The organism is Sagittula sp. S175 (assembly GCF_049800975.1).
Taxonomy (GTDB): Bacteria; Pseudomonadota; Alphaproteobacteria; order Rhodobacterales; family Rhodobacteraceae; genus Sagittula.
Genome location: NZ_JBNAGB010000028.1, coordinates 1 through 12,829 on the forward strand (window position 1 = coordinate 1; position 12,829 = coordinate 12,829).

General features: G+C 66.1%; 14 protein-coding genes. 3 read left to right on the forward strand and 11 right to left on the reverse strand.

Annotated features, from left to right (window positions below):
• Positions 1 to 86: 86 nt before the first annotated feature.
• Together ACP16H_RS23085 and ctaA are read right to left on the reverse strand one after the other, a co-directional pair.
• Positions 87 to 1,565: a carboxypeptidase M32 gene (locus ACP16H_RS23085; RefSeq protein WP_425074585.1), complete on the reverse strand. Its 1,479-nt coding sequence runs from the start codon at positions 1,563 to 1,565 to the stop codon at positions 87 to 89.
• 4 nt (positions 1,566 to 1,569) lie between these two features.
• A complete protein-coding gene (gene ctaA, locus ACP16H_RS23090) occupies positions 1,570 to 2,706 on the reverse strand; it encodes a heme A synthase (RefSeq protein WP_425074586.1) in 1,137 nt (378 codons plus the stop codon).
• A gap of 260 nt (positions 2,707 to 2,966) precedes the next feature.
• Between ctaA and ACP16H_RS23095 the strand changes: the two genes are divergently transcribed.
• Complete coding sequence (locus tag ACP16H_RS23095; RefSeq protein WP_425074587.1) at positions 2,967 to 3,374, forward strand: SH3 domain-containing protein; 408 nt, start codon at positions 2,967 to 2,969, stop codon at positions 3,372 to 3,374.
• Between the two features lie 466 nt (positions 3,375 to 3,840).
• On the opposite strand, the gene ACP16H_RS23100 is transcribed toward ACP16H_RS23095, so the two are convergent.
• Positions 3,841 to 4,605 carry an RNA methyltransferase gene (locus ACP16H_RS23100; RefSeq protein WP_425074588.1) on the reverse strand — a complete coding sequence of 255 codons (765 nt, stop codon included), beginning with the start codon at positions 4,603 to 4,605 and terminating at the stop codon, positions 3,841 to 3,843.
• Positions 4,606 to 4,804: 199 nt separating this feature from the next.
• Between ACP16H_RS23100 and ACP16H_RS23105 the strand changes: the two genes are divergently transcribed.
• On the forward strand, positions 4,805 to 5,428 hold the full coding sequence (locus ACP16H_RS23105) for a thiamine phosphate synthase (RefSeq protein WP_425074589.1): 624 nt from the start codon (positions 4,805 to 4,807) through the stop codon (positions 5,426 to 5,428).
• A 155-nt stretch (positions 5,429 to 5,583) separates the two neighbouring features.
• On the opposite strand, the gene ACP16H_RS23110 is transcribed toward ACP16H_RS23105, so the two are convergent.
• The 3 genes from ACP16H_RS23110 to ACP16H_RS23120 all read right to left on the reverse strand — a co-directional run bounded on the left by ACP16H_RS23110 (position 5,584) and on the right by ACP16H_RS23120 (position 7,446).
• Positions 5,584 to 6,423, reverse strand: a complete 840-nt coding sequence (locus ACP16H_RS23110; protein WP_425074590.1) for a lysophospholipid acyltransferase family protein — start codon at positions 6,421 to 6,423, stop codon at positions 5,584 to 5,586.
• The gene (locus tag ACP16H_RS23115) at positions 6,420 to 7,172 is read right to left on the reverse strand and encodes a GNAT family N-acetyltransferase (protein WP_425074591.1); all 753 of its coding nucleotides are present in this window, start codon (positions 7,170 to 7,172) and stop codon (positions 6,420 to 6,422) included. The genes ACP16H_RS23110 and ACP16H_RS23115 overlap by 4 nt, the downstream gene beginning before the upstream one ends.
• A gap of 91 nt (positions 7,173 to 7,263) precedes the next feature.
• On the reverse strand, positions 7,264 to 7,446 hold the full coding sequence (locus ACP16H_RS23120) for a DUF3553 domain-containing protein (protein WP_425074592.1): 183 nt from the start codon (positions 7,444 to 7,446) through the stop codon (positions 7,264 to 7,266).
• 26 nt (positions 7,447 to 7,472) lie between these two features.
• Between ACP16H_RS23120 and ACP16H_RS23125 the strand changes: the two genes are divergently transcribed.
• On the forward strand, positions 7,473 to 8,081 hold the full coding sequence (locus ACP16H_RS23125; RefSeq protein WP_425074593.1) for a histidine phosphotransferase family protein: 609 nt from the start codon (positions 7,473 to 7,475) through the stop codon (positions 8,079 to 8,081).
• Positions 8,082 to 8,322: 241 nt separating this feature from the next.
• Here ACP16H_RS23125 and ACP16H_RS23130 read toward each other — a convergent pair whose 3' ends face one another.
• The 5 genes from ACP16H_RS23130 to ACP16H_RS23150 form a co-directional block, all read right to left on the reverse strand.
• Entirely contained in the window at positions 8,323 to 9,588 is a 1,266-nt protein-coding gene (locus ACP16H_RS23130) for a glutamate-5-semialdehyde dehydrogenase (RefSeq protein ID WP_425074594.1), read from the reverse strand.
• 96 nt (positions 9,589 to 9,684) lie between these two features.
• The gene (gene proB, locus ACP16H_RS23135; protein WP_425074637.1) at positions 9,685 to 10,815 is read right to left on the reverse strand and encodes a glutamate 5-kinase; all 1,131 of its coding nucleotides are present in this window, start codon (positions 10,813 to 10,815) and stop codon (positions 9,685 to 9,687) included.
• The gene (gene obgE / locus ACP16H_RS23140) at positions 10,812 to 11,864 is read right to left on the reverse strand and encodes a GTPase ObgE (protein WP_425074595.1); all 1,053 of its coding nucleotides are present in this window, start codon (positions 11,862 to 11,864) and stop codon (positions 10,812 to 10,814) included. Before obgE ends, proB begins: the two co-directional genes overlap by 4 nt.
• Positions 11,865 to 11,916: 52 nt before the next feature.
• Positions 11,917 to 12,243 (reverse strand): hypothetical protein, encoded by a 327-nt coding sequence (locus ACP16H_RS23145; RefSeq protein WP_425074596.1) that lies wholly within the window; start codon positions 12,241 to 12,243, stop codon positions 11,917 to 11,919.
• Between the two features lie 10 nt (positions 12,244 to 12,253).
• The gene (locus ACP16H_RS23150) at positions 12,254 to 12,829 is read right to left on the reverse strand and encodes a GNAT family N-acetyltransferase (protein ID WP_425074597.1); all 576 of its coding nucleotides are present in this window, start codon (positions 12,827 to 12,829) and stop codon (positions 12,254 to 12,256) included.

The following is a 12,829-nucleotide window of genomic DNA, read 5'->3' on the forward strand; positions in this document are numbered from 1 at the left end:
CGGATCGCCTCCGAAGGAGGCGAAACCCGTTTCATGACCTACGGCTTGAAGACGCCGATTTTCACCGGTGGGTTCTCGCCAGCCCTTTATAAAGCATAGAGGTTACGGAATTTTTCTTCGAGATAGTTCAGCAACGGCTCTTCTGACGGGGCTTCGCCGATGGCGCGGGTGACGATCTCGCGCGGCTCGTAAAGCCCGCCGTGTTGCTGTAGGTTGTCGCGCAGCCAGCTGATGGCAGCAGCGGTATCGCCCTTTGCCAGTTGAGCGTCGAGGTCTGGCACCGCGGCTGTGAGCGCCTTGTACAGGCAGCCCGCGTAGACATTGCCCAGCGTGTAGGTCGGGAAATAGCCGAACAGCCCCGCCGACCAGTGCACGTCTTGCAGGACGCCGTTGGACGGTTTGTCCACCTCGAACCCGAAGTCGGCCTTGAACCGGTCATTCCACGCGGTTTCGAGATCGCCCACGTTGAGGTCGCCCGAGACCATGGCGCGTTCCAGATCGAAGCGCAGGAGGACGTGAAGGTTATACTGTAGCTCGTCTGCCTCGGTGCGGATGTAGCCGTTCTTGACCCGGTTCACCGCGGCGTAGAACGCGTTTTCGTCGGCGATGCCGAAGTCGCCAAAGGTGTCGCGCATTTGGCCGTAGAGCCAGCCGGTGAAGGCGCGCGAACGGCCAAGCTGGTTCTCGTAGATCCGGCTTTGGGATTCATGCACACCCATGGACGCGCCCTGCCCGATCGGCGTCAGGCGGTAGGCGGCATCGACGTTCTGTTCGTAACAGCCGTGGCCGACCTCGTGGATCGTGGAATAGAGGCAGTTGAACGGGTCCAGCGGTTCGGTGCGGGTGGTGATGCGCACATCGTCGCCCGAGCCGGAGCTGAAGGGATGCACCGCCTTGTCGACGCGGCCGCGTTTGAAATCGTAGCCAAAGGTTTTGGCCAGCAGGCGGGCTAGCTTCATCTGGCCGTGTTCGTCGAAGGACTGGCTCAGGCCGGGGAGTTCGGGCTTGGCCAGAACCGCCTCGCGCAGGGCGACGAGGCGCGGGCGCAGCGCGCCGAACATGGCGTCGAGATTGGCGACCTTTGCGCCCGGTTCATAGCCGTCGAGCAGCGCCTCGTAGAGGTCGCCGCCATCGGCCAGGGCCGAGGCCTCTTCGCGGCGCAGGTCGAGGACCTCTTGCAGGATCGGTGCGAAGGCGGCGAAATCGTCGTCGGCGCGCGCTTCGGCCCAGATCACATGGGCGCGGCTGGTGGTGCGCGCCAGGGCCATGGCGAGCCGTTCCGGCACCTTTGCGGTGCGGTCGTAGTCGCGGCGGATGCGGCGCAGTTGCGCCTGCCCGACCGTGTCCAATGCCTCGGCGTCGATTTGCGCCAGCCATTCGGGAATGCGCGGGTCGATGCGGCGCTGGTGCAGCACGCTTTCCATGGCGGCGCTTTCGTCGCTGCGCTGGTCGCTGGCGCCGCGCGGCATCACGGTTTCCTGGTCCCAGCCAAGGCGACCGGCCACCTGCCCCAGCGCCTCGGTGTCGCGCTGGAAGGCCATCAACTCATTAAACGCCTGAACCATCTGGTTATCCTCGAACAGATTGCGGCAGAGGGTAACGGGCGGCAAAGCGTGCCCGCAGGATCAATGCCCAAAGAAGTACGGCGCCCAGCTGGTGCACGATGGCGATCTGAACGGGCGCGGAGTATACAACCGTAACGATACCAAGCACCACTTGCAGGAGCAACATGGCAAAGACCGCGTTGAAGCGGAATTGCGTATCGCGATTGGCAGAGCGCCGCCCACGCAGCCAGACCACCACGCCGAAGGCGAACAGCAGGTAGCCCGCCATTCGGTGCAAGAATTGCACGAGACCGGAGTTTTCAAAGAAGTTGCGCCAGAGCGGTTCGATCTCGAACATGCCGGACGGCCAAAGCCCGCCTTCCATCAGCGGCCAGCTGGGATAGTTGCGGCCCGCGTCGATGCCCGCCACCAGTGCGCCCAGCAGGATTTGCAGGAAGGCAAAGTGCAGAAGGCCGGTGGACATGGAAAACAGTTTTGGCTCGGCGCTGCGGCGGGCCTGCATGAGGTCACGCTCGGGCCGGGCCAGCGCGTAGGTGTACCACGCGATGAAACCAAGGATCACGAAGGCAAGGCCAAGGTGCGTGGCAAGCCGGTAGGAGGCCACGTCCAGCATCCCGTGCCCAAGGCCCGAGGACACCATCCACCAGCCCACCGCTCCCTGCACGCCGCCAAGCACGCCGGGGATCAGCAGGCGACCCGTCCAGCCGGTCGGGATCTTGCGCGCGATCAGGAAGCCAAAGAAGCCAAGCGCCCAGACCAGACCGATGACGCGACCCAGCTGACGGTGGCCCCATTCCCACCAGTAGATGCCCTTGAACTCTTCCAGCGTCATACCCTTGTTCTGCAACTGGTATTCCGGGATCTGCTGGTAGAGGGCGAATTCCGCCTCCCAGGCCTCGGCGCTGGTCGGGGGGATCGCGCCGGTGAGCGGCTTCCATTCGGTGATGGACAGGCCGCTGTCGGTCAGACGGGTCAGCCCGCCCACGACGATCATCGCCATGACGAGGGCGAAAAGCACCATGAGCCAGGCACGGATGGCACCGCGCGCGCCGCCACGGCCCGCGTCGATCATGCCACCCTTCGGCGCGGCCTTGGGCGTCTCGGCCCCTACCTCCTCGAAAAGCTTGCGTTTTTCCGCCATGCCCGGGTTCCCTCTCAGGTCGTCTGTTCGTCGGGCGCTACAATAGTGTGCGCGGCCCCGGCTGCAAGGCAGAGCGTGGCGTCGAAAGCGCGCGGATCACGGTGGCGTGCTTGAGTGGGAAATCCGCATCGCGTGACTGACGCAGGGTCAGGAATGCCTGACCTGAAACATGCCGCCCGCATCCCTATTTGAAATGTACGGAGCAGGAAGACAGGCACGCGCCTCGGCACCTGACGGGGCATATGGACGAGGGACCGACCATGAAGACCTGTACATTTTCCGGTATCGTTGCATCTGTTTTCCTGATGGCCTCCGTGGCGGAGGCCGACACAGCCTGGGTCGGACAAAGCGCGCTGAACGTGCGCAGTGGCCCCGGCGTCACCTATCCCAAGGTGGCGACCCTGTCGCCCTGCGCCCGCGTGGAGGTGCTGCGCTGGCAAGGCAGCTGGGCCATGGTCCGCTCCGGGGGCGGCACGGCCTGGGTCTCGGCCGGGTATTTGCGGCCCAGCGGGTGCAGCACGCGCCGGGTTCAGGCAGAGCCGCCGATGGTGGTACGCCCGTCGCCAGCCCCCCGGCCGGTGCAGCCAAGCCCGACGTATCGCAGCAGTCCGGCGATTCCGCGCGGTGTCATGGTGCCGAAGTACATGACCGGGATCTTTCGCGGCTGAGGCTGAGAACGTCAGGCATTCCTGACTTACGGGCGCAACTTGAGGCTGATAGACTGAACCCATACCTACCAAGGGCCGGAGCATCGGACCTTTCGGAACACAGCATTTCCCGGCAGGCCATCTGCCGCCCTGTGCGCAACGCCCGCATTCCCCAAGGGTCCGCGCGCATCCTGAATACGAACATGGCCGGGTCCCGGCCAAGTCGCCCCGCCGTCACCGGTGGTGCGATCCGGCAACGATGCCGACGCCCGGACCCGGTACACCAAGCCGATCCGATCCGCCGGGCCAGCCGCTTCGCGTTTGTCGGACAGGGATCGGCTTGACCCGGGGTCGCCAGTCGTGCGGGCAGCAGGACGGCAGACCTCGGGGCATTTCGGGCAGCCGCCGCCCTTGCGCGGCCCCTGCCCCCGCAAGGACCGGCTTCCTCCCTGGCCGGTCCGGCTCCTGGCCGACTGGCGCGTCCCCGTCAGTCGGCCTTTTTCTGTCCCTCGGCCTTTCCGGCCCAACGCACCACCTGCCGCATCATGCCATGCAGCATCTGGACGTCAGCGCGGGTCAGCGGCATCCGCGACCACATGTTGCGCAGGTTGGTCTTCATGCCCTGCGCCTTGGTTTCCGGAAAGAAAAACCCCGCCTCGTCCAGCCGGTCCTCGTAATGGCGCGCGAGGTGTTCGACCTCATGGCCAAGCGCCATCTCGGTCCCCGCCAGCGCGTCGACCTTCGGGGCGATCTCGGCCACGGCGCGCTGCCATTCGTAGGACATCAGCAGCACGCATTGCGCGAGGTTGAGGGAATAGAACTCTGGGTTGACCGGGACCGTGACGATGGCATTGGCCTGCGCCACGTCCTCGTTTTCCAGCCCGGCGCGCTCCGGGCCGAACATGACAGCGACCTTCTGACCAGCGGCGATGCGTCGCGCGGCTTCCTGCATGGCCTCGCGCGGCTCGTAAACGGTTTTCGTCAAGTCGCGCGAGCGCGCCGTGGTGGCCAGCACGAAATGGCAATCGGCGAGTGCCTCGGGCAGGGTGTCGACGTGCTGCGCCTCGTCCAGCAGACGACCCGCCCCCGAGGCCATGGCCACGGCCTTGGAATTCGGCCAGCCGTCGCGCGGGCCGACGACGCGCATCCGGTCGAGGCCGAAGTTCCACATGGCGCGCGCGGCGGCGCCAATGTTCTCGCCCATCTGCGGGCGCACCAGCACGATGGCCGGCTGCGGTGTTCCTGTCGGCATGAAGCCCTCCGCTTGCAGTTCCGCCCCCGCCTAAAGCGGCAGACACCGGGGGACAAGCCCCGCGCCCTTGTTTCTGTGCTGTGCAAAGACGCCCGCCAAAGGCATCCGTCCCTGCCACCTGCCCCTCGGCCTGCTGCCAAATCCCCATGGTCAAACGGCAATCCCTCGGCTAAGACACCGATCTGTCAGGAGGACCGACATGACCACCGAAGCGCAGACGCCGCAGATCTACCTCGTCACCCCGCCGGAGTTCGAACTCTCGAGCTTTCCCGGCCAGCTGGCGCGCTTGATGAACGAGGTCGAAACCGCCTGCCTGCGCCTGAGCCTCGCCACCCGTGACGAGGACAAGCTGATGCGCGCGGCGGATGCGATCCGCGAGGTGGCACATCAGGTGGACGTGGCGCTGGTGATCGACACCCATGTGGTGCTGGCCGAACGGCTGGGGCTGGACGGCGTGCACCTGCTGAACGGGTCCCGCTCGGTACGCGCTGCGCGCAAGGCGCTGGGGCCGGATGCCATCGTAGGCAGCTACTGCGCCCAGTCGCGCCACGACGGCATGACCGCCGGCGAAGGTGGCGCGGATTACGTCAGCTTCGGCCCGGTGGGCGGCGCGTTGGGCGACGGCGCATTGGCCGAACACGAGCTGTTCCAGTGGTGGTCCGAGATGATCGAGGTTCCCGTCGTTGCCGAAGGCGGGCTGACCGAGGACCTCGTCCGCCAATTGACCCCCGTCACCGACTTCTTCGCCATCGGCGAGGAGATCTGGTCGCAGGACGACCCGCTCGCCGCGCTCAAGCGCCTTCAGGCAGCCATGGCAGGCTGACCGGCCTGGTCCCGGACGACCACGCTCTGTCCCGGACCGCCCCCTCCTTCTTTGGTTTTCCAAATACCCTCGGGGGAGTCCGCAGGACGGGGGCAGAGCCCCCACGCGGGCGCAGACCGCGCGCGACGAACCAAGTCACGCGCTGATCCCGCCGATCAGGTCCGACCGACAAGCCCCATCGCGTGTCCCGCCCGTACCTGCTCCTCAAGGTGGCTGGCGAGGCTCTTGCGGTTCGCGAAATCATCCACACGCACCGGCGCATGGCAGATCAGGTCGACCAAGCCATGCCGAGGCTGCGCCAGAACGCGCAGCATCGACGGGGCGAAATCCATATCCCCCCACCAACCGTAGAACCGCGCATCCGTGCCCTCGGGCGCATGGTAGATCACGCTCATGGCCTGCAACTGGATCTCGTGCACCAGCGTCTCGTCAAAGAAGGCCGCAAAGAGCGTCGACTTGAACGGCAGCACACGCAGGCCATCGGTCGAGGTGCCCTCGGGGAAGAACATCAGGCGGTGGCCGTGAGACAGGCGCTCGCGGAACACGGCGGTTTGTGCCCCGGCCTCGCGGCGGTCGCGCGAGATGAAGACCGTGCCCGTGGCCCTTGCCAGAAGCCCGATGCCCGGCCAGCCCGCGACTTCGGCCTTGGATACGAAAAACACCGTGCGGCAGGCGTTCAGCACAAAGATGTCCAGCCAAGACGAATGGTTCGCCACGATGGCCCCGGGGCCGGTCATGCGCGGCCCCGTGATACGCACCCTCAGCCCCATCAGGCGCAGGACGATGCGACAGACCCCCTTGACGATGCCCGCTGACACGGGGCGTTCCGGGCCAAACAGCGGTGCCTCAATGAGGCGCGTCAGCCCGAGCAGCACAAGACCAAACCCCAGCACCAGCAGGACCGGCACACCGCGCGCCACGATGCGCAGCTTGTCCGCCAGAGTGAAGGACGGATGCTGCGGCGGGGCAGCGCCGTCGTCCCAGGTCGGGCTCACGTCGCACGCTCCCGCGTGTAAAGCGCGCGCTGACGCTCTGTCATCTTCGCGGTGTCCATGACAAGACAGACGTCGGTCGTGTTGAAAGCGTGATCGACAAAGGCCCCCTCGCCCACGCAGCCCCCCAGCCGCAGGTAGGCCTTTATCAGCGCGGGCACCTCCAGCATGGCCTGTACGCGGTCAATCTCGGCCTCGGGGACAAGGTCCATGGACTGAAAGGCACGCGCCCGTACCCGCAAGTCCTCGGGCGCGAGATGGCGGTGATGCAGCAGCGACAGCGAGGGCGCCAGCTGCGCCACGTCGGTGCCGTGGAAGGAAGCCGTGCCGAACAGCACCTCGATGCCGTGATCCAGAACGTAATCGGCCAGCCCCTGCCAGAGGTGAAACATGGCCGGACCGCCGCGATAGTCGGGATGCAGGCAGGAGCGTCCAAGTTCCAGTAGACGCCGCCCGGAGCGCCGCAGGGCCGTCAGGTCGTATTCGTCTTCGGAGTAGAACTGCCCAGCCTCGCGGGCGCGGTCATCGCGCAACAGGCGGTAGACGCCCACGACCCTTTCGTCCCGCGCAGGATCGCGCACCAGCAGGTGATCGAAATACGGATCGAACCGATCCCGCTCCAGCCGGTTCTCGTGATCCACGAGGGCGCCGTCGCCGCCCAGTTCGGCCACGAAGACCTCGTACCGCAGACGCTGCGCGTCCCGAACATCGCTCTCGTCGCGGGCCAGATGCACCGTGAAGCTGTCACTCATACCCTTACCCATCCATTTTCCGGCCCGTTTGCCTGCCGGGCCTGCGCCCCTTGAGCTTGGTTAACCATTTCTCAACGCCTGAACCAATAATTTAGGTTTCGAAAACAGGCAGAAGGGCGACGACAGAGCCATCCAGAACAACCTTGCCCTGATCCCGGAAGTTGACGGTGATGCGTCCGTTGATGTTGGATTGCACCTGGCCCAGACCCCAATCAGGCTGTCCCGGATGGCGCACCAGCATTCCAGGTTCTAGAAAAGCGTTCAGGTCAGTCATATCATCGCCTCCAGGAGGAATTGCCCATGCAAAATGTCAGTGCCACCCTGGCCGCCTTGGTCGGCTCGCGGCTGTGTCATGATCTAATCAGTCCGATCGGCGCAATCCAGAACGGATTGGAACTGATGTCACTGACCGGGGACGTGGGCAAGAACAGTCCCGAACTGACGCTGATCCAGGACAGCTGCGAAAGCGCCGCGGCGCGGATCCGCTTCTTCCGGGTGGCTTTTGGCCATGCGAGCGAAGGCCACAGCATGTCAAAGCGCGAGATCGGCAGCACCTTGTCCGCCATTTCCAAGGGCGGGCGGCTGAAAGCCGACTGGAACGAAGAGGGCGATCATGCCCGCACGGACGTCCAGCTGTGTTTCCTGGCACATCTGTGCTGCGAAAGCGCGCTGCCTATGGGCGGCCACGTGTATTTCGACCGGGATGCGGCGGGCTGGACAGTGCGGGCCTCGGGACCACGCGTAAACGCCGACCGCGCTCTCTGGGATCACCTCAACGGCGTCGGGGAGCTGCCGGAACCGCCCGCCGACAAGGTGCATTTCGCCCTGCTGCCCATCCTCGCCCAGGCCCATGGCCGTCAACTTCTGGCACAGGTAGGCCCGGACAATCTGACGGTCAAGATCGCCTGACGGCGCGTCTCCCCGCCCGTGGTCACAGACAAAGCCGTCTCCAGCCCGGTCCCGTCACCTGCTTCTTTGGTTTTCCAAATACCCTTGGGGGGTCCGGGGGGCAAAGCCCCCCGGCCGATCGCCCGAGCGCAGCGAGGGCGACATATCTTGATGAACTCCCCGCCCGAGCGCCGCGAGGGCGACACATCTCGACAACCTACCCGCCGGACCGCCGCGACAGCGCGCAAGCCGACGGGCTCCTTCAGCTGCGGATCGCGCCGTCGCCTTCGACGAGATACTTGAAAGAGGTCAGCTGCTCGACGCCCACCGGGCCACGGGCGTGCATCTTGCCGGTGGCGATGCCGATTTCCGCGCCCATGCCGAACTCGCCGCCGTCCGCGAATTGGGTCGAGGCGTTGCGCATCAGGATCGCGGAATCGAGCCGCTGGAAGAAGCGCGCCGCGGCGGCGTCGTCCTCGGTGATGATGGCATCGGTGTGGTTCGAGCCATACTGTCGGATATGCGCGATGGCCGCGTCGATGTCGTCCACGACCTTGGCCGCGATGATCATGTCGAGATATTCCTTGCCCCAGTCGGACTCGGTCGCCGCTTCGGTGCCCACGATGGCCTGCAAGGTCGCGTCGGCGCGCACTTCGACGCCGGCCTCGATCAGCGCCTTCACAAGCCCTTGCCCAATCGTGTCCACCACGTCGCGGTGGATCAGCAGGCATTCGGCGGCACCGCAGATCCCGGTGCGGCGGGTCTTGGCGTTCTTGACCACGCTCAGCGCCTTCACAGGATCGGCGTCCTTGTCGATGTAGATGTGCACGATGCCTTCGAGGTGGGCAAAGACCGGCACACGGGCTTCGCGCTGCACGAGCCCCACGAGACCCTTGCCCCCGCGCGGCACGATCACGTCGATGTAGTCGACCATGGACAGCATTTCCGACACGGCGGCGCGGTCGCGGGTCGGCACCATCTGGATCGCATCCTCGGGCAGGCCCGCTGCCTGCAGGCCGTGGACGAGGCTGGCGTGGATGGCCTGCGACGAATGCAGGGATTCCGAGCCGCCGCGCAGGATCACGGCATTCCCGGCCTTCAGGCACAGCGCGCCCGCGTCGGCGGTCACGTTGGGGCGCGATTCATAGATCACGCCGATCACCCCCAGCGGCGTGCGCACGCGCTTGATATGCAGGCCGTTCGGGCGGTCCCATTCGGTGATGACCTCGCCCACGGGATCGTTCTGGGCGGCGACGGTGTTGAGACTGTCGCGGATCGCGGCGATGCGGTCCTCGGTCAGTCTGAGGCGGTCCATCATGGCCGCGCTCAGGCCTTTTTCCTCGCCGTATTTCAGGTCTTCGGCATTGGCCTCGATCACGGCGGCGCGGTTGTCCCAGAGGTGTCTGGCCGCCTCTTCCAGCGCCTTTTGTTTGGCGGCGGCTGGGGCAAAGGCCAACTCGCTCGCAGCCGCGCGGGCGCGGCGTCCGATGTCGTGCATCAGGGCGGGGATATCGGTGAGATCCTTCATGGCTCTGGCCTTTGGTTGAGGGGTTGGAGTTGAGTATTTTTACCAAGAAGAAGCAGGGGTGCAAAGCTGGAGGTTCCGGCCCCTGCCCTGGTCGCGTCAGAGCGCCATGTCGTCGCGGTGGATCAGCACGGCGCGGCCCGGGTAGCCGAGGATTTCCTCGATCTCGCGGGATTGATGACCGGCGATCAGGCGGGCCTCTTCGGCGGTGTAGCGGGCAAGGCCCTGCCCCAGCGTGGTGCCGTCAGGCGCGCGCAGAGTCACCGGGTCGCCCCGGCCAAAGCTGCCCTCGACGCGGGTGATCCCGGCGGGCAGCAGGGATTTCCCGTTGTGCAGCGCGCGGTTGGCGCCCTCGTCCACATGCAGCGTGCCTTGGGATTTCATCGCCGCGATCCAGCGCTTGCGGGCGGCATGCGGGTCGGTGGTGGCGGTGAAGGTCGTGTGACGCGCACCGCTGGTCAGGCGTTGCAGGGGGTGGTTGTCGGCCCCGTGCATGATGATCATCGCGCATCCCGAGGCGGTGGCGGTCTTGGCCGCCATGACCTTGGTCTTCATCCCGCCCTTGGACAGACCGGATCCGGCGTCACCGGCCATGGCCTCGATCTGGGGGGTGATGTCGTCGATGATGGCGAGGTGCTGCGCCGTGGGGTCGTCGTTGGGGTTGCCGGTGTAGAGCCCGTCCACGTCCGAGAGCAGGATCAGCAGGTCGGCACCGGTGGTGACGGCGATCTGCGCCGCGAGGCGGTCGTTGTCGCCGTAGCGGATTTCATCGGTGGCGACGGTGTCGTTCTCGTTGACGATGGGCACCGCGCCATGGGCAAGAAGCGTCGACATGGTGGCGCGCGCATTCAGATAACGTCGGCGGTCGGCGCTGTCCTCCAGCGTCACCAAAACCTGCGCGGTGGTCAGCCCGTGTTTGGCCAGCGCCTCGGCCCAGGCGTGGGCAAGGCGGATCTGGCCACAGGCGGCGGCGGCCTGCGACTGTTCCAGCGGCAGGGCGGTCTGGGGCAGGCCGAGCAGCCCGCGCCCCAGCGCGATGGACCCCGAGGACACGAGGATCACGTCCTTGCCAGCGGCCTTTTGCGCGGCGATGTCCTCGGCGATGGCGGCGAGCCAGTCGGTGCGCAGGTCGCCGGTCTTGCGGTCCACCAGCAGCGCCGAGCCGATCTTGACCACCACGCGGGTCGCGGAGGCCAGCGCGTCGGACTGGTCGCTGTGCGAGGCGGTCAGGGTTTCCAAGGCGCGTCCCCCTCGGACTCGGCTTCGGGATCGACGGGCTTGTCGGCAGCGCGGCGGGCGTCCACATGCGGGCGCAGGGCGCGCAGCACCTCGGTCACGCCTTCCTTGGTCGCGCCGGACATGAGCATGACGTTCTCGGCCCCGGCGGCCTCCAGTTCGTCCTTGAGGAAGGCGCGTTCCTCGGCGTCCATGGCGTCGATCTTGTTCAGCACAGTGACGCGCGGCTTTTCCGCCAGCCCTGCGCCATAGGCGTCGAGTTCATCGCAGATGGTCTGCCAATCCTCGATCAGCGTGCCGGAGGTGCCGTCGATCAGGTGCAGCAGCACGGCCGAGCGTTCGACGTGACCGAGGAAGATGTCACCCAGGCCACGGCCCTCGTGCGCGCCTTCGATCAGGCCGGGGATGTCGGCGACGACGAATTCGGTGTTGTCCACGTTCACCACGCCAAGGTTCGGGTGCAGCGTGGTAAAGGGGTAATCCGCGATCTTCGGCCGCGCGTTCGACGTGGCGGCGAGGAAGGTGGATTTGCCCGCGTTGGGCAGCCCCACGAGACCCACGTCGGCGATCAGCTTCAGCCGCAGCCAGAGGGTGCGTTCGATGCCCTCCTGCCCGGGATTGGCGCGGCGCGGCGCCTGGTTGGTCGAGGTCTTGAAATGCAGGTTGCCCCAGCCGCCGTTGCCGCCCTTGGCCAGCAACACGCGGTCGCCCAGTTTCGACAGGTCCGCGACGACGGTTTCCTCGTCTTCTTCGAAGATCTCGGTGCCGACGGGAACCTTGAGCACGAGGTCTTCGCCGTCCTTGCCGGTGCGGACGCGGCCCATGCCGCCCTGCCCGTTCTGCGCGAACCAATGCTGTTGGTAACGGAAGTCGATGAGGGTGTTCAGGCCGTCCACGGCCTCGGCCCAGATCGAGCCGCCCTTGCCACCGTCACCGCCATCGGGACCGCCGAATTCGACGAACTTCTCGCGGCGGAAAGAGACGCAGCCGTTCCCTCCGGAACCGGAGCGGATGTAGACCTTGGAGAGATCGAGGAATTTCATGGGGCATGCTTTCGAAAGGGTAAGCGGCATGTAGCCGGGAATCGGCGGGTTCTCAAGCGGCAGGCTGCGCAGGGGCTTGCGGGATAGGTGTTTCGGGGTCCAGCCGAGAGCGGAGGGCCGTGTCGTCCCGGCCAGGCAACGGCGCTTGGCGGGTGACACGGCCGGTCACGGTAGAGCCCCGCTTGCGCAGGACGTTTTCTGAGGCGGCGTCGGCCTCGACACAGCCGCTGGTGATCGGCGCGCCTTGGGTGGCACGCCCGCAGGGAAAGGGCACGCCGGCCAGCCGGCGATGCACTTCAGGTCGGGTGATCTGTGTGTGTATCCAGTCCGCGTCCGCCCCGGTGAGCGGCCGGAGGACCAGCCGCTCGGATCGGAGCATGGGCGTTTCCTCAGCCGAGTTTCTTCAGGTAGGTCCAGGTTGGGACCTTGGCCGCACGGGCAATGGAATAGGATTCGGCGTCGCCGATGTATTCGAAGCCGCAATTGACCAAGACACGGGCCGAGGCCGGGTTGTCCTGGAAGACCGAGGCGAACACCGTCTTGTTGCCCATCGGGTTGGCCTCGACCAGCGCGCGCACGGCCTCGGACGCGAGGCCCGTGTTCCAGAACGCCGGGGCCACCCAGTAGCGGACCTCGGACTGGTTGCGGTCCATGCGCAGCAGCTTGATGACGCCCATGAATTCGGACTTGTGCGATTTCGTGCCGTCCATTGCCCAGAAGTCCGTATCGCGGTCTTCGGCCATGGCGCGGGTCACGAATGCCTCGGACGCGCCGGGGGGCAGCGGATGCGGGATCGTCGGCGTCATGGTCGCGACGCGCTCGTCCTTGGCGTACATCTCCCACAAGCCCATATCGGCGCGGCGCACCGGACGCAGGTCAAAGCGTTCGGTTTCCACGGTCGGCTGACGCGAGGGACAGGGCGCCGCCTGATGCGGCACCTTTACGGTGGTGGTATCAAGGCCCAT

Excerpts from the sequence above, each read along its gene's own strand:
- ACP16H_RS23100 (WP_425074588.1), bottom strand. The coding sequence starts at position 4,605 with ATGCCGACAGGAACACCGCAGCCGGCCATCGTGCTGGTGCGCCCGCAG.
- ctaA (WP_425074586.1), bottom strand. The coding sequence starts at position 2,706 with ATGGCGGAAAAACGCAAGCTTTTCGAGGAGGTAGGGGCCGAGACGCCC.
- ACP16H_RS23085 (WP_425074585.1), bottom strand. The coding sequence starts at position 1,565 with ATGGTTCAGGCGTTTAATGAGTTGATGGCCTTCCAGCGCGACACCGAG.
- ACP16H_RS23115 (WP_425074591.1), bottom strand. The coding sequence starts at position 7,172 with ATGAGTGACAGCTTCACGGTGCATCTGGCCCGCGACGAGAGCGATGTT.
- ACP16H_RS23120 (WP_425074592.1), bottom strand. The coding sequence starts at position 7,446 with ATGACTGACCTGAACGCTTTTCTAGAACCTGGAATGCTGGTGCGCCAT.
- ACP16H_RS23105 (WP_425074589.1), top strand. The coding sequence starts at position 4,805 with ATGACCACCGAAGCGCAGACGCCGCAGATCTACCTCGTCACCCCGCCG.
- ACP16H_RS23150 (WP_425074597.1), bottom strand. The coding sequence starts at position 12,829 with ATGGGCCTTGATACCACCACCGTAAAGGTGCCGCATCAGGCGGCGCCC.
- obgE (WP_425074595.1), bottom strand. The coding sequence starts at position 11,864 with ATGAAATTCCTCGATCTCTCCAAGGTCTACATCCGCTCCGGTTCCGGA.
- ACP16H_RS23145 (WP_425074596.1), bottom strand. The coding sequence starts at position 12,243 with ATGCTCCGATCCGAGCGGCTGGTCCTCCGGCCGCTCACCGGGGCGGAC.
- ACP16H_RS23125 (WP_425074593.1), top strand. The coding sequence starts at position 7,473 with ATGCAAAATGTCAGTGCCACCCTGGCCGCCTTGGTCGGCTCGCGGCTG.
- ACP16H_RS23095 (WP_425074587.1), top strand. The coding sequence starts at position 2,967 with ATGAAGACCTGTACATTTTCCGGTATCGTTGCATCTGTTTTCCTGATG.
- ACP16H_RS23130 (WP_425074594.1), bottom strand. The coding sequence starts at position 9,588 with ATGAAGGATCTCACCGATATCCCCGCCCTGATGCACGACATCGGACGC.